This window comes from Streptomyces natalensis ATCC 27448, from assembly GCF_000935125.1.
Taxonomy (GTDB): domain Bacteria; phylum Actinomycetota; class Actinomycetes; order Streptomycetales; family Streptomycetaceae; genus Streptomyces; species Streptomyces natalensis.
In genome coordinates this window covers 75619-93305 of sequence record NZ_JRKI01000018.1, presented here as the reverse complement: position 1 = coordinate 93305, position 17687 = coordinate 75619, and the positions used below count along the sequence as shown (strand labels likewise).

The following is a 17687-nucleotide window of genomic DNA, read 5'->3' as shown; positions in this document are numbered from 1 at the left end:
CTCACGCCTCCTTCGTCTGGGTGGGGGCGGTGCGACGGCGGCGCAGCGGCGGCTTGGCGCCCAGGCGCTTGGGGTCGAGTCCGGACCAGGGGTGACCGTCGGCGAAGAACTTCCGCCGCGCCAGCAGCGTCATCAGCGGCTTGGTGAAGAGGAAGACCACGACGACGTCGAGCAGGGTGGTCAGGCCGAGGGTGAACGCGAATCCCTTCACCTTGCCGACGGTGACGATGAACAGCACCGCGGCGGCCAGGAACGACACGAAGTCGGAGACCAGGATCGTCCGGCGGGCCCGGGGCCAGCCGCGTTCGACGGCCGGGCGCAGGGTACGGCCCTCGCGGATCTCGTCCCGGATGCGTTCGAAGTAGACGATGAAGGAGTCGGCGGTGATACCGATGGCGACGATGGCGCCGCAGACCGCCGGCAGGTTCAGCGCGAACCCGATGGCCGGTCCCAGCAGCGTCATGATCGTGTACGTGAGGATCGCGGAGACCGTGAGGCTGGCCAGCGCGACCAGCGACAGGCCCCGGTAGTAGGCGACCAGGTAGAGGACGACCAGGCCGAGGCCGATCGCACCGGCCAGCAGACCGGCGTGCAGCTGCTCACCGCCGAGCGCCGCGGTCACCGTGGTCTCGTCGTCGATGTGGAAGGACAGCGGCAGGGCGCCGTACGACAGCATGTTGGCCAGGTCCTCGGAGGACTGCTGGGTGAAGCCGCCGCCGGAGATGGTGGCGCTGCCGCCGTTGAGCTGCTGGTCGACGCGCGGGTCGGAGACGACCGCGCCGTCCAGGACGATCGCGAACTGGTTCTGCGGCCGCGGCTTGGCGGCGAGCTTGCCGGTGATGTCCGCGAACTTCTTGCCGCCGTCGGAGGTGAAGTCCATCTGGACGATCCAGCCCTGGCCGCCCTGGCTGTCGAAGGCCGCCTTGGCGTCCTTGACGTCCATGCCCTCGACGGCCACCGGGCCGAGCACGTACTTCTGCGTGCCCTCCTGGTTGCAGGCGACGATCTGGTCGGACGGCTTGGCGTTGGCGGCCTGCTGGCCCGCCAGCGCGCGGCCCTGCTTGGTGGAGCAGTCCAGCGCCGCCAGCTGCTTCGCGATCCCGGAGCCGGCACCCGGCAGGGTCGGCGACGGCTTCGGCGAGGGCTTGGCCGAGCCGGAGGGAGTGGGCTTGGCGGACGGCGCCTTCTTCAGCGCGTCGGTGACGGCCCGGCCCTGCGTGGTGGGCGAGGCGCTGGGCTTCGACGGGGAGGTGGCCTTCTGCTGCGAGCCCTGCTTGCCGGTGGCCTTGTCGCCCTTGCCCTGGTCGTTCTTGCCCTGCTGGCCCTTGGAGGGGTTCGGCGTGGGGGTCTTCGTGCCCGGGGCGATGGTCAGCACCGGCCGGAAACCGAGCTGGGCGGTGGTGCCGACCTGCTGGCGGGCCTGCTTCGCGTCCGTCCCCTTGGGGATGTTCACGATGATGTGGTCGTTGCCCTGCGTCTGGACCTCGGTCTCGGACACACCCAGACCGTTGACCCGCCGCTCCATGATCCCGGCCGCGGTGTTCATATTGGTCTCGTTGATCGCATTGGGCTTACCGGGCTGGTTCTGCGCCGCCAGCGTGAAGCTGGTGCCGCCCGCCAGATCGATGCCCAGCCGCGGCGTGAGATGTCCGTACCAGAACATCCCGCCGACCAGCCCGATCATCACGATCAGGATCAGGGCCAGGGTGCGGCCCGGATGCCCATGGCCCGCGGGCGTCCTGCGGCCCTTCTTCGGTGCTGCCACCTTTTCGTATCTCCCTGTCCAACCCCTCGGCTTCGGGTGTTGCCGAGCGGCCACGAAGTCTTGTGGGGACGTGCCCCCCGCCGGAGCCTAGACCGTCAGGGAACCGCGGTGCGCCGTACGCGCGGCGCAGCGCGGCTCCCTCGGGGCGGACTACTTCGCGTCGTCGCCGCCGGTCTTCTTGTCCTCCTCGGCGGATTCCGCATCGGCCTTGGCGGCGTCCTTGCCGGTCTCGGCACCCTCGGCGGGCTTGTCGGCCTCGGCCTTGGGGGCGTCCTTGCCCAGGTCGATCTTGTCGGCCTTCTCGGCCTTCTCGGTGTCCTCATCCGCGATGCCGCCGGTCAGCGACGAGGCGTCGTCCGGAACGACCGGCTCGTCGGTCTTGATCGGGTCGGCGCCGTCCAGGATGCGGTTGTACTCGTCATCGGCGAGCACGGCGCCGATGGCGTTCTTGGCGTAAATGGCGTGCACGCCCGGTGCCACCTCCAGGAGGACCGACTCCTCGTGGATTTCCTTGACGGTGGCGTACATGCCCCCGATCGTCCGGACGCCGGTGCCAGGCTGCATCTCGTTGCGCATCTGCTGCGCCGCTTGCTGCTTCTTCTTGGCCGACCGGGTCATCAGGAACATGGCCCCGATGAGGACGATGAAGGGGAGGAGAGTCACGAGACTATTGGGCACGGGACGGACATCCTTCGCACGACCGCTGGTCCGCGGTCTGATATACGGGGGTGGTTATGCGGTCCGTACGGACGGCATCGGCGGAGTCTAAGCGAGTCCCCACCACAGGAACAACGCTCAGCATCGCACCGCAGTTCCTGACCGGGCGAGTCTCCGCGCCGTCACGGCCCGAACAGTCCCTGCTGCCCGCCCGCCCCCGCCTGCTGCTGCGGCGGGACCAGCCCCATGTGGGACCAGGCCGCCGGCGTGGCAATCCGGCCGCGGGGCGTTCTGGCCAGCAGTCCTTCCCGTACGAGGAACGGCTCGGCGACCTCCTCGACCGTCTCGCGCTCCTCCCCCACCGCGACCGCCAGCGTCGACAGGCCCACCGGGCCGCCGCCGAACAGCTTGAGCAGGGCGGTGAGCACGGCGCGGTCGAGGCGGTCCAGGCCGCGGCCGTCGACCTCGTAGACGTCCAGGGCCTGCTCGGCGGTCTCGCGGGTGATCACGCCGTCGGCCTTGACCTGGGCGTAGTCGCGGACGCGGCGCAGCAGACGGTTGGCGATACGGGGCGTGCCGCGCGAGCGGCCGGCGATCTCGGCGGCGCCCTCCGGCGCTATGTCGACCTCCAGCAGGCCCGCCGAGCGGTGGATGACGCGCTCCAGCTCGACCGGGGCGTAGAACTCCATATGGCCGGTGAAGCCGAAGCGGTCGCGCAGCGGCGGCGGCAGCAGACCGGCCCGGGTCGTGGCGCCGACCAGGGTGAACGGCGGGAGTTCCAGCGGAATGGCGGTGGCGCCCGGCCCCTTCCCGACGATCACATCGACCCGGAAGTCCTCCATCGCCATGTACAGCATCTCTTCCGCCGGACGCGACATCCGGTGGATCTCGTCCAGGAAGAGCACCTCGCCCTCCTGAAGAGAGGAGAGGATCGCGGCCAGATCGCCGGCGTGCTGGATGGCGGGGCCGGAGGTGATCCTGATCGGGGCGCCCATCTCGGCCGCGATGATCATCGAGAGGGTGGTCTTGCCCAGGCCCGGCGCACCGGAGAGCAGGACGTGGTCGGCGGTGGCGCCGCGGGCGCGGGCGGCCCGCAGCACCAGGTCGAGCTGTTCGCGCACCCGCTCCTGGCCGACGAATTCCTCCAGGTCCTTGGGCCGTAGCGCGGCCTCGACGGCGGTCTCCTCACCGTCGGCGTCGGCCGCCACCAGACGGTCGGGCCCGGTGGCGGCGTCGTCGGTGGACGGTGCGGTCTCGTCCCAGTTCACTGCGGATTGCCTCGCGGGGTCGGGGCGGCCGGGCCGCCGGGGTGGTCGTACGGTCGGGGGCGCGCGGCCCGTGCGGCGGGGGTCATCGCGAGCGGTTGAGGGTCTGAAGCGCCGCCTTGAGCAGCTGGGGAACCTGCGGCCGGGCGCCGTCGGCGAGCGCCGCCTCGGCCTGCGGGGCGACCGCGTCCAGCGCCTCGTCCGCCTCGCGGGCGGCGTAGCCGAGCCCGATCAGCGCGGCATGCAGCTGATCGCGCCAGCCGTCCGCGCCCGGGGCGGCGCCGCCCGCGCGGCGGGTGCCCACCGGCGCGCCGAGCCGGTCCTTGAGTTCCAGCAGCAGCTTCTGCGCACCCTTCTTGCCGATGCCGGGCACGGCGGTCAGCGTCTTCTCGTCGCCATTGGCGACCGCGAGGCGCAGGGTGTCCGGGGAGTGCACGGCCAGCATCGCCTGGGCGAGCCGCGGCCCGACGCCGCTGGCGGTCTGGAGCAGCTCGAAGGTCCCCCGCTCGTCGTCGTCGGCGAAGCCGTACAGGGTCAGCGAGTCCTCGCGGACGACGAGGGAGGTGGCGAGCCTGGCGTGCTCGCCCACGCGCAGCCCGGACAGGGTGTCCGGGGTGCACTGGACGGCCATGCCGATCCCGCCGACCTCGACGACGGCGGTATCGGGAGCCAGGGCCGCGACCGGGCCGGAGACAAAAGCGATCATCGGGTGCCCTTCGGCGTACGGACGGGAGCGGCGCGACGGGCCGCGGCATGCGCCTGCTGGAGGCGGTTTATCGCGGGGGCGCGCCAGATGTGGCAGATGGCGAGGGCGAGCGCATCGGCGGCATCGGCCGGTTTCGGCGGCGCGTCCAGCCGCAGCAGCCGGGTCACCATCGCGCCGACCTGCGCCTTGTCGGCCCGCCCGGATCCGGTCACGGCGGCCTTGACCTCGCTGGGGGTGTGCAGCGCGACGGGCAGTCCGCGGCGCGCGGCGCACAGCATGGCGACGGCGCTGGCCTGGGCGGTGCCCATGACCGTACGGACGTTGTGCTGGCTGAACACCCGCTCCACGGCGACGAATTCGGGGCGGTGTTCGTCGAGCCAGGCCTCTATGCCCTGCTCGATGAGGACGAGGCGGTGGGCGATGTCGGCGTCCGCCGGGGTCCGGACGACCCCGACCCCGGCCATCTTCAGCGGCCGCCCGGCCACCCCTTCGACCACGCCGACACCACAACGCGTCAGCCCCGGGTCCACCCCGAGCACCTTCACGGTGCCCCTCCCCTCTTGCCGTGTTGCCGCCGGCCCTCTTGCCGTGTTGCCGCCGGCCCTCTGCCGTACCGTTTCGTCCGCCGTCTTCCCCACGGGGGGACCGGAGATCCCCTGCTCAGCACAGTAGCGGGTGGGTCTGACAACGGGCGGCCCCGACAGCAGATGAGGCCGGTGGCGAGTGGCGCCGACAGCAGCCGACCCCCACAACGCCACGGGCCGACGGGGTGTGTTCCCCGTCGGCCCGTGCGGTACGGCCGTGTGGCGCGGCGTCAGGCGTCGACCTTCGCCATGACGTCGTCCGACACATCGAAGTTGGCGAAGACGTTCTGCACGTCGTCGCTGTCCTCCAGTGCGTCGATCAGCTTGAAGATCTTGCGCGCGCCCTCTTCCTCCAGCTCGACCTGCATGGTCGGGACGAAGTTGGCGTCGGCGGAGTCGTAGTCGATCCCGGCGTCCTGGAGGGCGCTGCGGACCGCGACCAGGTCGGTGGCCTCGCTGAGCACCTCGAAGGACTCACCGAGGTCGTTGACCTCCTCGGCGCCGGCGTCCAGGACCGCGCCCAGGACGTCGTCCTCGCTCAGCTCGCCCTTGGGGACGATCACCACGCCCTTGCGGTTGAACAGGTAGGACACCGAGCCCGGGTCGGCCATCGAGCCGCCGTTACGGGTCATCGCGACGCGGACGTCCGAGGCGGCGCGGTTGCGGTTGTCGGTGAGGCACTCGATGAGCACAGCGACGCCGTTGGGGCCGTAACCCTCGTACATGATGGTCTCGTAGTCGGCGCCGCCGGCCTCCAGGCCCGCGCCGCGCTTGACCGCGGAGTCGATGTTCTTGTTCGGCACCGACGACTTCTTGGCCTTCTGGATGGCGTCGAAGAGGGTCGGGTTACCGTCCGGATCGGCGCCGCCCGTGCGGGCCGCGACCTCGATGTTCTTGATCAGCTTCGCGAAGAGCTTGCCGCGCTTGGCATCGATCACGGCCTTCTTGTGCTTCGTCGTAGCCCATTTAGAGTGGCCGGACATCCGCCTGTCTCCTTCGCGTAACCCAATTCCGAAACGAACGCCATCGATCCTACCGGGGCTGGATCACCCGGTGTTACTCAGCCGATGCGCGCACCATCTCGACGAACAGCGCATGGACCCGGTGGTCGCCGGTGAGCTCCGGGTGGAACGACGTGGCCAGGACGTTACCCTGCCGCACGGCCACCGCGTGGCCGCCGTACGTCGCCAGGACCTCGACCGCGGCGCCGACCGACTCGACCCAGGGCGCGCGGATGAAGACGCCCTCGACCGGTCCGCCGGGGATGCCGGCCACCTCGATGGCCGCCTCGAAGGACTCGTTCTGCCGCCCGAAGGCGTTACGGCGCACGATCATGTCGATGCCGCCGAGCGTCTCCTGGTCCTCGCGGGCGTCCAGCAGCTTGTCCGCGACCATGATCATGCCGGCGCAGGTGCCGTAGACCGGCTTGGCGTCCCGCACGAACGCGCGCAGCGGTTCGAGCATGCCGAAGACGACCGCCAGCTTGGACATGGTGGTGGACTCGCCGCCCGGTATGACCAGGCCGTCGACCTCGGCCAGCTCCTCGGGACGGCGTACCGGCCGCGCCTGGGCGCCGGCGTCCGTGAGCGCCTTGAGGTGCTCACGGACATCGCCCTGGAGCGCCAGCACACCGATGGTGGGGGTGCTCAGCTCAGTCATCTGCGTTCTTACGTCCTTGTTCCTGCGTTTGCGTTCCGGCGTTCCGTGCGCGCGCTTTACCAGCCGCGGTTGGCGTAGCGCTCGGCCTCGGGGAGGGTGTCGCAGTTGATGCCGACCATGGCCTCGCCCAGGTTGCGGGAGACATCCGCGATGACCTTGGGGTCGTCGTAGAAGGTGGTGGCCTTGACGATGGCGGCGGCGCGCTTGGCGGGGTCGCCGGACTTGAAGATGCCGGAGCCGACGAAGACGCCCTCGGCGCCGAGCTGGCGCATCAGCGCGGCGTCGGCCGGGGTGGCCACACCGCCGGCGGAGAACAGCACGACCGGCAGCTTGCCGAGCTCGGCGACCTCCTTGACCAGCTCGAAGGGGGCGCGCAGCTCCTTGGCGGCGGCGTAGAGCTCGTTGTTGTCGCAGCCGCGCAGCTTGGCGATCTCGCCCTTGATCTGGCGCAGGTGGCGGACCGCCTCGACGACGTTGCCGGTGCCGGCCTCGCCCTTGGAGCGGATCATGGCGGCGCCCTCGGCGATCCGGCGCAGGGCCTCGCCGAGGTTGGTCGCACCACAGACGAAGGGGGTGGTGAAGGCCCACTTGTCGGAGTGGTTGACCTCGTCGGCCGGGGTGAGGACCTCGGACTCGTCGATGTAGTCGACGCCGAGGGACTGGAGGACCTGGGCCTCGACGAAGTGGCCGATGCGGGATTTGGCCATGACGGGGATGGAGACGGCGTCGATGATGCCGTCGATCATGTCGGGGTCCGACATACGGGCCACGCCGCCGTCCTTGCGGATGTCGGCGGGGACCCGCTCCAGGGCCATGACGGCGACCGCGCCGGCGTCCTCGGCGATCTTGGCTTCTTCCGGCGTGACGACGTCCATGATCACGCCGCCCTTGAGCTGCTCGGCCATACCGCGCTTGACGCGTGCCGTTCCGGTCTCGGGGTTCTGGGGCGTGGTGGGCGTGCTGGACACGGTTGACCTCACTCATTACGGGTGGTTGTGCGTGCGGACCACACAACCGTTTGCGTGGCGGCTAAGGAAAGGGCCAATTCAAGGTGGGTGGCTCGTTACGGCTTGGAGTGGGGTGGCCGGGAGCCGTGGGGAGCTGCTGAGGGCCGGCGTTTCGCAGGGCGGTGGCGTCCTCGGGTTCCCATTGTCAGGCGCCGGCGGACCGGTCGTCCAGGATCGCCGGGGGTTCGTCGTCCATTTCGAAGGCCAGCGGGAACGGGGCGTGGCCGGCGAGGCGGAGGTAGCGCACGAGCCGGTGGCGGCGGACGGCGCGGGCGGCGCGTACGGCGTCGTTGTGGAAGCGGCGGGCCATCGGGACCCGGCGTACGGCCGCGGTGAGTTCGGCGACCGTCTGCTCGCCGCCGGGTGCCTCCCGTACGGCCGTCAGCTGGGCCTCGTCCGCGAGGATCGCGCGCAGTGCCTGGCTGAGCTCGCTCTCGGCGACCTCGCGGTGGTCGTCCTCGGCCTGCCGGGCTTCGTGGGCGGCCTGGTAGAGAACGATGGAGGCGGCGGGGTCGAGGACGCCGGAGGTCCCCACCTCCTGGGCGACCGAGGCGCGGCGCAGCAGCTGGGCGTCGAGGGCGGCCTTCGCGGCGTCGATGCGCACGTGCAGACGGTCGAGGCGGCCGGCGGTCCAGCTCAGATAGACGCCGATGAGGACGATCGCGACGGCGATCCAGATCAGGGTGGTCACGGCGAGCGACGTTACCTGGGCCAGGGCCCTTCTGATGGATCTCCGCGACGCCGCGGAGATCCGTCAGAAGGGCCCTAGGAGCGTTACCCGGCCGAACGCCGCTGTGCCGGGGGCCGCGTACGGTGCCGCGGCCGCCCATGGTGCCGGGCGGCCGGGCCCCGTCTCAGTCCCTGGCCAGTCCCCACCGTGCGCGCAGCCCCACCCGTTCGTCCGTCGCCACCGAGGCCGCGCCCGCGGCGACCGTCTCGTAGACCGCGAGGATGTCGGCGCCGACCGTCGACCAGTCGAAGCGGCGTACGTGCTTGGCGCCGCGGTCGCGGAGTTCGGCCAGCCGCTGCGGGTCGCGCAGGAGGCGTACGGCGGTGGCGGCGAGGGCGTCGGCGTCCTCGTTGGTGAAGAGTTCGCCGGCCTCGCCCTGGTCGAGGACCTGGGCGAAGGCGTCGAGGTCGCTGGCCAGGACGGGGGCCCCGGCGGACAGGGCCTCGACGAGGATGATGCCGAAGGATTCGCCGCCGGTGTTGGGCGCGATGTACAGGTCGACGCTGCGCAGCAGGCGGGCCTTGTCCTCGTCGGAGACCATGCCGAGGAATTCGACGTGGGAACGCAGGTCGGGCGGCAGCTGGGCGACCGCCTCGTCCTCGTCGCCGCGGCCCGCCACCAGGAGGCGGGCGTCCGGCACCTCGGCGAGGATCGCGGGCAGCGCCTTCATCAGGACGGGCAGGCCCTTGCGGGGCTCGTCGATCCGCCCGATGAAGCCGATGGTGCCCGCCCGTCGCCCACCACCGCCCTTGCCGGAGCTTCGCGCCCCTTCCGATTGCCATTCAGGCTTGGGCTCGGCGCGGGCGAAGAAGTCGACGTCGACGCCGTTGGGGATGACCACCGCGTCGCCGCCCAGGTGTTCGACGAGGGTGCGGCGGGCGTATTCGCTGACCGCGATGCGGGCGCTGATCTTCTCCAGGGCGGGCTGGAGGATCGGGTACGCGGCGATCATGGCCCGGGAGCGGGGGTTGGAGGTGTGGAAGGTGGCCACGATGGGGCCCTGGGCCGCCCAGCAGGAGAGCAGGCCGAGCGAAGGGGAGGCCGGTTCGTGGATGTGGATGACGTCGAAGGCGCCGTTCTGGAGCCAGCGGCGGACCCGGGCGGCGGACAGGAAGCCGAAGTTGAGGCGGGCGACGGAGCCGTTGTAGGGGACGGGGACGGCGCGGCCGGCGGAGACGACGTAGGGGGGCAGCGGGGTCTCGTCGTCGGAGGGCGCCAGGACGGAGACCTCGTGGCCCAGGGCGATGAGGTGTTCGGCCAGGTCACGGATGTGGAACTGGACGCCGCCGGGGACGTCCCAGGCGTAGGGGCAGACGATGCCGATCTTCACGCCGCGGTCTCCGTTCCGGTGGCGCGCACTTCGGGGGCGCGTGGTTCGAGGTCGGCGAGCCACAGGCGCTGGAGCATGTGCCAGTCCTCGGGGTGGTCGGCGATGCCGGAGGCGAAGACGTCGGCGAGCGACTGGGTCATCCGGGCCGCCTTCTCGGTGCGGGTGCCGGCCTGGGGCACCTCGATCTCCGGGTGGACGCGGCCGCGCATGACGGGGCCGTCGTCGTACCAGAGGGTGACGGGCAGCAGCATCGCCCCGGTCTGGAGGGCGAGCATCGCGGGCCCGGCGGGCATTTTGGTCTCCTCGCCGAAGAACGTGACCGGGATTCCGGAGCTGGACAGATCGCGGTCGGCGACCAGGCAGACCAGGCCGCCGGCCCGCAGGCGCCGGGCGAGGGTGCCGAAGGCGGCGCCGCCGGTGTGCGGCAGGACCTCCATGCCCAGGCCCTCGCGGTAGGCGACGAAGCGGTCGTACACGCTCGCCGGTTCGAGGCGCTGGGCGACGGTGGTGAAGGGGGTGTTGAGCTTGGTGGTGACCCAGACACCGGCGAGGTCGTAGTTGCCCATATGGGGCAGCGCGAGGATGACGCCGCGGTCGCTCGCCAGGCCGTCGGTGAGGTGGTGCACGTCCTCGGGGTCGAAGCCGTTCCTTATCCGCTCCTTGCTCCACGCCGGCAGTCGGAAGGACTCCATCCAGTAGCGCATGTACGACCGCATACCGGCGCGGGAGAGCTCGGCCAGGCGCTCGGGAGAGGCGTCCGGAACCACCCGGGCGAGGTTCGCCTCCAGGCGCTGGATGCCCTTGCCGCGGCGCTTCCAGGTGAGGTCGGCGATCTGCCGGCCCAGGAGGACGGCGGCTGATTCGGGCAGCTTCTTGACGGTGCTCCAGCCCAGGGCGTACAGCGTGTCGCTGAGCCAGTCGGCGTTGATCCCCGGCAGGAGGCCCTTGCGTGACGTCATGCGGTGTTTCCCCCTTGGGTGACGGCGGCGTCCGCCTCGGCCGATTCGCGGCGTACCGTCACCACGCGCTGACCGAGGGTGACGGCACTGCCGACGGCGACGATCCACAGCGCGATCGGCAGCAGGACCTCGACGCCGGGCACGCCGAAGGCGTGCAGACCGGAGAGGCCGCAGGCGACCAGCGAGATCACCAGGCGCTCGGCGCGTTCGACCAGGCCGTTGACGTTCACCGGCAGGCCGATGGCCTCGCCGCGGGCCTTGGTGTACGAGACCACCTGCCCGCTGGCCAGGCAGAAGATGGCGATGGCGCAGAGCACCAGGTCGTTGCCGCCCCCGGCGTACCACAGGGCCAGCCCGCCGAAGATCGCCGAGTCGGCGACCCGGTCGAGGGTGGAGTCGAGGAAGGCGCCCCAGCGGCTGGAGCGGCCCAGCTGGCGCGCCATGTTGCCGTCGACCAGGTCGGAGAAGACGAACAGGGTGATGACGACCGTGCCCCAGAAGAACTCGCCCTGCGGGTAGAAGATCAGGGCCCCGGCCACCACACCACCGGTCCCGACGAGGGTGACCGCGTCCGGGCTGACCCCGAGGCGGATGAGCAGGGCGGCGAACGGTGTGAGAACACGCGTGAAGAAAGCACGCGCGTACTTGTTCAGCATGGCCTTCCCGGAGGTCGATACGGGCCGCGCGGTCAAGGGGCCACCGGCGGGCCCATCGTAGCCAGGCGGCCACGGGCCACCGCGAACGCACCGCGGCGTCGGGTGCCACGCACGGCGCACGGGCCGGGGCGCGCGCCGCGGGGCGTCCGCGGGGGCGGGATCGCGCCAGGCCGCCCGATCGGGGGCCGCGCCCTGTATGGACGCATGGTGACCGCGGTGGAAAGCTCGAATCACCGCAAAGTGTCGACCTGGAGGCGAGACACATGAGCGAGAAGACGAGTACACACCCGGGAGCCGCCGGAAGGGCACCCACGGCCGACCGGCCCACCGCCCTGAGAAACGTGGTGCTGGTCGGCCACAGCGGCGCGGGGAAGACCACCCTGGTCGAGGCCCTGGCGCTGGCATCCGGCGCGGTCAACCGGGCGGGCCGCGTCGAGGACGGCGGCTGTCTTTCCGATTACGACGAGATCGAGCACCGCCAGCAGCGTTCCGTACAGCTCTCCCTGGTCCCCGTCGACTGGGGCGGCATCAAGATCAATGTGCTGGACACCCCCGGGTATGCGGATTTCGTCGGGGAACTGCGGGCCGGTCTGCGTGCGGCGGACGCGGCCCTTTTCGTCGTTTCGGCGGCGGACGGCGTGGCCGGGGCGACCCGGATGGTCTGGGACGAATGCGCGGCGGTCGGTATGCCGCGGGCGCTGGTCATCACCCACTTGGAGGCGGCCCGGTCCGACTTCGGCGAGATGATCCGGTCGTGCCAGGAGACCTTCGGCGGCGAGGACCCCGATGCGGTGCTGCCGCTGTATCTGCCGCTGTACGGCACGCCGGGGGCCGACGGGCACGCCCCGGTGACGGGCCTGATCGGGCTGCTGTCCCAGCGGGTCTTCGACCACTCGTCGGGGGAACGGGTCGAGCGCGCGCCGACCGAGGAGGAGCTGCCGCTGATCGAGCAGGCGCGTAACCGCCTGATCGAGGGGATCATCGCCGAGAGCGAGGACGAGACCCTCATGGACCGCTATCTGGGCGGCGAGGAGATCGACGTCAAAACGCTCATCGGGGATCTGGAGACGGCGGTCGCCCGGGGCACCTTCCATCCCGTACTGGCCGCGGCGCCGGCCACCGACGGCGCCCGGCAGGGCCTGGGCACCGTGGAGCTGCTGGAGCTGATCACCGGCGGCTTCCCCACTCCCGCTGAGCGTGCCGCGCCGGCCGTGACCGGCATCGACGGCTCCGCCTGCCCGGAGCTGGCCTGCGATCCGGACGGCCCGCTGGTGGCCGAGGTGGTCAAGACCGCCTCCGATCCGTACGTCGGCCGGGTCTCTCTCGTACGGGTCTTCTCCGGCACCCTGCGCCCCGACGAGACGGTGCATGTCTCCGGGCACGGCCTGGAGGACCGCGGGCACGAGGACCATGACGTCGACGAGCGGATCGGCGCGCTGTCGGCGCCCTTCGGCAAGCAGCAGCGTCCGCTGTCGCAGGCGATCGCCGGCGATCTGGCGTGCGTGGCCAAGCTGACCCGCGCCGAGACCGGCGACACCCTCTCCGACAAGGACGCGCCGCTCCTGATGGAGCCCTGGACGATGCCGGACCCGCTGCTGCCCGTCGCCATCGAGGCGCACAGCAAGGCCGACGACGACAAGCTCTCGCAGGGGCTGTCCCGCCTGGTGGCGGAGGATCCGACGCTGCGGCTGGAACACCATCCCGACACCCGTCAGATGGTGCTGTGGTGTCTGGGCGAGGCGCATGTCGATGTGGCACTGGAGCGGCTGCGCTCCCGCTACGGCGTGCAGGTCGACACGGTGCCGCACAAGGTGGCGTTGCGGGAGACCTTCGGTGAGGCGGCCTCCGGCCGCGGACGCCATGTCAAACAGTCCGGCGGGCACGGCCAGTTCGCGATCTGCGAGATCAGCGTCGAGCCGCTGCCGGGCGGTTCGGGCATCGAGTTCGTCGACAAGGTGGTGGGCGGCGCGGTGCCCCGGCAGTTCATCCCGTCCGTGGAAAAGGGCGTGCGGGCGCAGGCCGCCCGCGGGGTCGCCGCCGGGTATCCGCTGGTCGACGTCCGGGTCACGCTGCTCGACGGCAAGGCGCATTCGGTGGACTCCTCCGACGCCGCGTTCCAGAAGTCCGGTGCGCTGGCGCTGCGGGAGGCCGCGGCCGCGGCCCGGATCGATCTGCTGGAGCCGGTCGCCGAGGTGAGCGTGCTGATTCCGGACGATTTCGTCGGCCCGGCGATGAGCGATCTGTCCGGGCGGCGCGGCCGCGTGGTGGGCACCGAGCAGTCCGGGGCGGGCCGTACCCTCGTGCGCGCCGAGGTCCCCGAGATCGAACTCGGCCGCTACGCCGTCGATCTGCGCTCCCTGTCGCACGGCACCGGCCGCTTCACCCGCAGCTACGCACGGCACGAGCCGATGCCGCCGCAGCTCGCGGAGAAGGTACGGGACGAGGCCGCCAACGGCGCCTAGCGACGTGTGAGGGGCGGCGTCCGCCGCTGTCCGGCTCGGGCCCTGCGGGCTGGACGGCGGCGGTACGCTGAATGCGGTGGGCGGCTCAACAGGTGTGCCGTGAGCGGTAGTCGGGAAGAGCCAGCAGCATCGGATGCGTGCGGCGTTGGGGGCGGTAGTGGCAGACGGCTTTGATTTCAGTCCGGGGGCGCAGGTGCCGGTCTCCGGGGGCGCCGGGCAGACGGCGGCGACCCAGGCGCTGGCCTCGGCCGCCTATCGCGACTGCAAGCTCTCCAAGATCTCCGAGGCCGACTCCGATTCCGGCAAGTCCGGGATCAAGAAGCCGAAGCTGTCGCTGTTCGAGCCCAACCTCGGCGAGGCGTTCTCGCGCGCCGTCCAGGTCCGGATGCTGGGCGGCGGCCGCAAGCCGCTGATCCAGTCCTTCGGCACCGAGCCGCAGACCATCGTCGAGCACTGCCTGTCGGCCACCCGGCTGCGCAAGCAGCGCGACGCCCAACTGTCGGTGATCATGGTGCTGTTCGGGCTGCTGTTCCTGCCCGGGGTGCTGCTGTGGCTGGGCGGCTTCCAGCTCAAGAAGATGCTCGCCAAGGACGGCGGGGGCGTCTCCCTGCTGGGCGGGGCGCTGCTGGCCGTGCTGGGCGTCGTCGGGCTGTACTTCATGGTCAAGCTGCCGCTGTCCGGTTTCTGGCCGCTGTACGTCCGTGCCATGGTCGTCGCCCCGGTCATCGGCTGGTGGTGGGCCAAGCAGATCTGCGAGAAGGCCGCGGTGGCGATGCGGGGGGCCTGGCAGGGGCTGCTCGAGGGCGGCGGGGTGGCGGCCAAGATCCCCGAGGCGGTCCCCCAGGACCCGAACCAGACCGCCGCCGAGACCCTCCGCCAGAACCTCGCCAAGGTCTCCGCCGAGCAGAGCAGCAATGTCGTCTTCTACGCGGGCCCCAAGGGCATACTCGGCATGGGCACGCGCTGGGGCAGCTGGCAGCTGGCCGAGGAACTGCGGCCCGCCCAGGAAGGCGTCGAGATCCATCCGTTCCGCAGCTGGGACGTCGTACGGGTGATCCACGACCGGCTGCGCATGCTGGAGCGCTCCCCGCTGCACACCGGCGGCTTCCCGACGCCGTCGGTCCGCCACTGGATCGTCTCGCCGGTCGGCGAGAAGGCCGGCGCGGTCTCCCGCCCGGACGGTACGGACACCGACGCGTATCAGATCCGCGGCCACGAGATAGAGCGGATCTGCAACGAGCAGCAGTTCGGTGCCGGCAACCGCCATTACCTGGGTGTGCAGTTCGTCCTGTGGGACGGCCAGTTGGTGCTCACGTTGATGATCACCGTCACGGTGCTGCACGAGACGCTGCGCATCGAGGTGACCGGGCACGCCCTCGGCCCGGTCAACGGCCTGTTCACCAGCAAGCCGGAGCCCAAGACCAAGGATGTCGCCAAGACCGTCCGGTTCTGGGAGACCAAGAAGATCACCCTTCCGCTCATCGACTCCGACGAGGTCGTCCGGCTCGCCGCCCGCGCCCCGCTGACCTGGTTCCCGCCGGTGCTGGACTTCCTCGGCGGCAAGCTCACCCTCCCCGAGCCGTTCGGGCTGCGCCATGTGTGGGCCGACAAGCCCTGGCGCCACCGCTTCATGGCCGATGACGCGCTGCGCGCCGCGACCCCGGTGCTGCGGGTCGTCCACGCCGCCGCGCTGAGCGTGCTGAAGGAGAACGGCGTGGACGTCGAGCGCTTCGACAACCGCTCGCTGGCACTGAGCGGCATGGTCCAGAGCGCGGAGCCGAAGAACGCCGACGAGTACAACGCCTAGGCCGGGAGTTCACCGAACTCCCGGCCGCCTAGCGGAAGATCCCCGTGTGGCCCAGTGAGTACCGACCCGGCTGCGGATAGACCGCGAGCCCGTGCGGCCCCTGGCCCACGGGGATCTTGGCGAGTGTTCTGCCGGTACGGGTGTCCAGGGCGTAGACCTCGGAGTTGTAGCGCCCCGACAGCCACAGCACCTTGCCGTCCGCCGACACCCCGCCCATGTCCGGGCTGCCGCCCCCGGGGATGTGCCATTTCCCCACGAGGTCCCCGGTCGCGAAGTCGAGCAGCGAGATGGAGCCCTCACCCCGGTTGGAGATGTACATCTTCTTGGAGTCACGGCTGACGTAGAGCCCGTGGGTGCCCTTGCCCGTGGGCAGCAGCCGCGGTGTGGTGAAGCGGTCGCCGTCCAGGACCCACACCCCGTCGGCCATCATGTCGGCGATGTACCAGGTCCTGCCGTTCGGCGAGATCTTCACGTCCTGCGGCATCGCCCCCTCGAACGGCAGCTTCTCCTGGCCGATCACCTTCATCTTCTCGGTGTCCACCTTGAGCAGTTCACCGGAGAACTCGCAGGAAACGATGAAATACCGCCCGTCCGGCGAGAAGTCGGCGTGATTGACGCCCCCGCAGCTGACCGGCAGCGTCTTGCGGATGGCCATGGTGTGCGGATCGCGGAAGACCAGCTGACGGTCCATCGAGGCCATCACGATCGCGTACTTCCCGTTGGGCGTGAAGTAGAGGTTGTACGGGTCATGGACCTTGACGGGCTTTCCGGCCTTCCCGGTGGCCGGGTCGATCGGGGTGAGGTCGTGCCCGCGGTTGTTGTTGACCCACAGCGTCTTCAGGTCCCATGACGGCACGACGTGCTGCGGCTGCACCCCCACCGGGATCGTCTCGATCACCTTGTAGGTCTTGGGGTCGATGACGCTGACCGAGTCGGAGCCGGTGTTGGGGACGTAGACCCGCGAGGGAAAGTCGCGTACCTGCGGCGCCAGCCGGTTGGGCCGGTCCGCGGCGTACAGATCCCTCGTGTCCACCAGCGGCGGCATCCCGGGCAGCCCCGGTCCGGCCGCGCGGGCGGCCGAAGGGCGCGCGGGGCGCGGGCCGGACTGGGCGGCCCGGGTGTCGCCGCCGGAACAGCCCGCCGCCAGCAGGACACAGACCAGGGCGAGCGGTGCGGTACGGCGGCCGGGGCGGGGGGATCTACGGGCGGGGGTACGGTTCCGGTCAGCCATCAGGTCATTAGCTCCGTTGTCGTCACCGCGCGCAGCCCGCGCCGGCGGAGTCCGTCGAGGATCGGGGGTAGCGCGGCCACCGTGCCGGCGTGCCCGAGGTGGAGGCTCACCACCGAACCCGGCCCGATGCCGTCCAGAACGGTGCGCCGGACGGCCGGGGCGCCGGGGTCGGTGGAGTCGAGGGAGTCCAGGTCGTAGGACAGGACGTGCGGATAGCCGGCCCGGCGCGCCAGGCGGGTGACCAGGTCGGTGGCCCGGCGAGCCTGCGAGGGCCGGAACCAGCTGCCGATGCTGCCCGTCAGCCGCCGCAGCCGGTCCGCGCACCCGGCGATCTCCGCATACGCCGCGGCCTGCGGCAGCGCGCAGATATTGCGGTGGTGCATGGTGTGATTGCCCAGCTCATGACCGCCGTCGAGGATCCGGCGGGCCATCTCGGGCCGCTCGTCGAGCCAGTCGCCGACCGCGAGGACGGTCACCCGGGCGCCGGCCCGTTCGGCCTCGCCCAGCAGAGCCCTGGCCAGGCGGGCATCGCCCCGGCCGTGGAAGGTCAGCGCGACCGCCCGGCCGTCCCGGGGCCCGTGGTCGAGCTGTACGGGGCGGCCGGGGACCCTGGTGGGCGGCCGGGTGGCGTGCACCGGGGTCCGGGCGCCGGGGCGCGGCACGGCAGCGTCCCGTACGGTCCGGTCCGTACGGCCCGGGGCGCAGCCCGCGGCGAGCGCACCGGCTGCAGCGGCCGAGGTGGTGGTGCGCAGCACGGAGCGACGATCCAGAGAGGTCACCACACTATTAGAGTGGCAACCATCCGAATTTGAGGCGATATGCCCGATTCTTCCGGGATCGTGTCGTTACTCCGGACGCCCGGCATCCGA

The 17687-nt window shown here is 71.1% G+C and carries 16 protein-coding genes; 2 read left to right on the top strand and 14 right to left on the bottom strand.

The genetic code is table 11. The features are described from left to right. Position 1: 1 nt before the first annotated feature. The 12 genes from secD to pgsA all read right to left on the bottom strand — a co-directional run bounded on the left by secD (position 2) and on the right by pgsA (position 11318). Positions 2-1765, bottom strand: a complete 1764-nt coding sequence (secD, locus tag SNA_RS12850) for a protein translocase subunit SecD (RefSeq protein WP_044365016.1) — start codon at positions 1763-1765, stop codon at positions 2-4. A gap of 150 nt (positions 1766-1915) precedes the next feature. After that, complete coding sequence (yajC, locus tag SNA_RS12845; protein ID WP_037790919.1) at positions 1916-2443, bottom strand: preprotein translocase subunit YajC; 528 nt, start codon at positions 2441-2443, stop codon at positions 1916-1918. A 161-nt stretch (positions 2444-2604) separates the two neighbouring features. Further along, a complete protein-coding gene (ruvB, locus tag SNA_RS12840; RefSeq protein WP_030067147.1) occupies positions 2605-3690 on the bottom strand; it encodes a Holliday junction branch migration DNA helicase RuvB in 1086 nt (361 codons plus the stop codon). An 82-nt stretch (positions 3691-3772) separates the two neighbouring features. Beyond that, entirely contained in the window at positions 3773-4393 is a 621-nt protein-coding gene (ruvA, locus tag SNA_RS12835) for a Holliday junction branch migration protein RuvA (RefSeq protein WP_030067146.1), read from the bottom strand. Next, positions 4390-4938 carry a crossover junction endodeoxyribonuclease RuvC gene (gene ruvC, locus SNA_RS12830; RefSeq protein ID WP_030067145.1) on the bottom strand — a complete coding sequence of 183 codons (549 nt, stop codon included), beginning with the start codon at positions 4936-4938 and terminating at the stop codon, positions 4390-4392. The genes ruvA and ruvC overlap by 4 nt, the downstream gene beginning before the upstream one ends. Before the next feature lie 269 nt (positions 4939-5207). Next, a complete protein-coding gene (locus SNA_RS12825) occupies positions 5208-5960 on the bottom strand; it encodes a YebC/PmpR family DNA-binding transcriptional regulator (RefSeq protein ID WP_030067144.1) in 753 nt (250 codons plus the stop codon). Between the two features lie 73 nt (positions 5961-6033). After that, on the bottom strand, positions 6034-6627 hold the full coding sequence (gene pdxT, locus SNA_RS12820) for a pyridoxal 5'-phosphate synthase glutaminase subunit PdxT (RefSeq protein WP_420823478.1): 594 nt from the start codon (positions 6625-6627) through the stop codon (positions 6034-6036). Between the two features lie 65 nt (positions 6628-6692). Continuing rightward, positions 6693-7604 carry a pyridoxal 5'-phosphate synthase lyase subunit PdxS gene (pdxS, locus tag SNA_RS12815; protein ID WP_030067142.1) on the bottom strand — a complete coding sequence of 304 codons (912 nt, stop codon included), beginning with the start codon at positions 7602-7604 and terminating at the stop codon, positions 6693-6695. Between the two features lie 184 nt (positions 7605-7788). Then, positions 7789-8334, bottom strand: coding sequence for a LemA family protein (locus tag SNA_RS12810; RefSeq protein WP_044365014.1), 546 nt, complete (start codon positions 8332-8334; stop codon positions 7789-7791). Between the two features lie 163 nt (positions 8335-8497). Then, entirely contained in the window at positions 8498-9703 is a 1206-nt protein-coding gene (locus SNA_RS12805; protein ID WP_030067140.1) for a glycosyltransferase family 4 protein, read from the bottom strand. Next, positions 9700-10662: a phosphatidylinositol mannoside acyltransferase gene (locus SNA_RS12800; RefSeq protein ID WP_044365012.1), complete on the bottom strand. Its 963-nt coding sequence runs from the start codon at positions 10660-10662 to the stop codon at positions 9700-9702. The genes SNA_RS12805 and SNA_RS12800 overlap by 4 nt, the downstream gene beginning before the upstream one ends. Next, positions 10659-11318 carry a phosphatidylinositol phosphate synthase gene (gene pgsA, locus SNA_RS12795; RefSeq protein ID WP_030067138.1) on the bottom strand — a complete coding sequence of 220 codons (660 nt, stop codon included), beginning with the start codon at positions 11316-11318 and terminating at the stop codon, positions 10659-10661. The genes SNA_RS12800 and pgsA overlap by 4 nt, the downstream gene beginning before the upstream one ends. A gap of 263 nt (positions 11319-11581) precedes the next feature. Here pgsA and SNA_RS12790 point away from each other — a divergent pair, with 263 nt between their 5' ends. Then, entirely contained in the window at positions 11582-13780 is a 2199-nt protein-coding gene (locus SNA_RS12790) for an elongation factor G-like protein EF-G2 (protein WP_044365011.1), read from the top strand. A gap of 133 nt (positions 13781-13913) precedes the next feature. Next, positions 13914-15587 carry a hypothetical protein gene (locus SNA_RS12785; protein WP_044365009.1) on the top strand — a complete coding sequence of 558 codons (1674 nt, stop codon included), beginning with the start codon at positions 13914-13916 and terminating at the stop codon, positions 15585-15587. Positions 15588-15615: 28 nt separating this feature from the next. Here SNA_RS12785 and SNA_RS12780 read toward each other — a convergent pair whose 3' ends face one another. Together SNA_RS12780 and SNA_RS12775 are read right to left on the bottom strand one after the other, a co-directional pair. Further along, a complete protein-coding gene (locus tag SNA_RS12780) occupies positions 15616-16818 on the bottom strand; it encodes a YncE family protein (protein WP_030067135.1) in 1203 nt (400 codons plus the stop codon). Beyond that, positions 16818-17597, bottom strand: a complete 780-nt coding sequence (locus SNA_RS12775) for a polysaccharide deacetylase family protein (protein WP_037790913.1) — start codon at positions 17595-17597, stop codon at positions 16818-16820. The genes SNA_RS12780 and SNA_RS12775 overlap by 1 nt, the downstream gene beginning before the upstream one ends. Positions 17598-17687 lie beyond the last annotated feature (90 nt).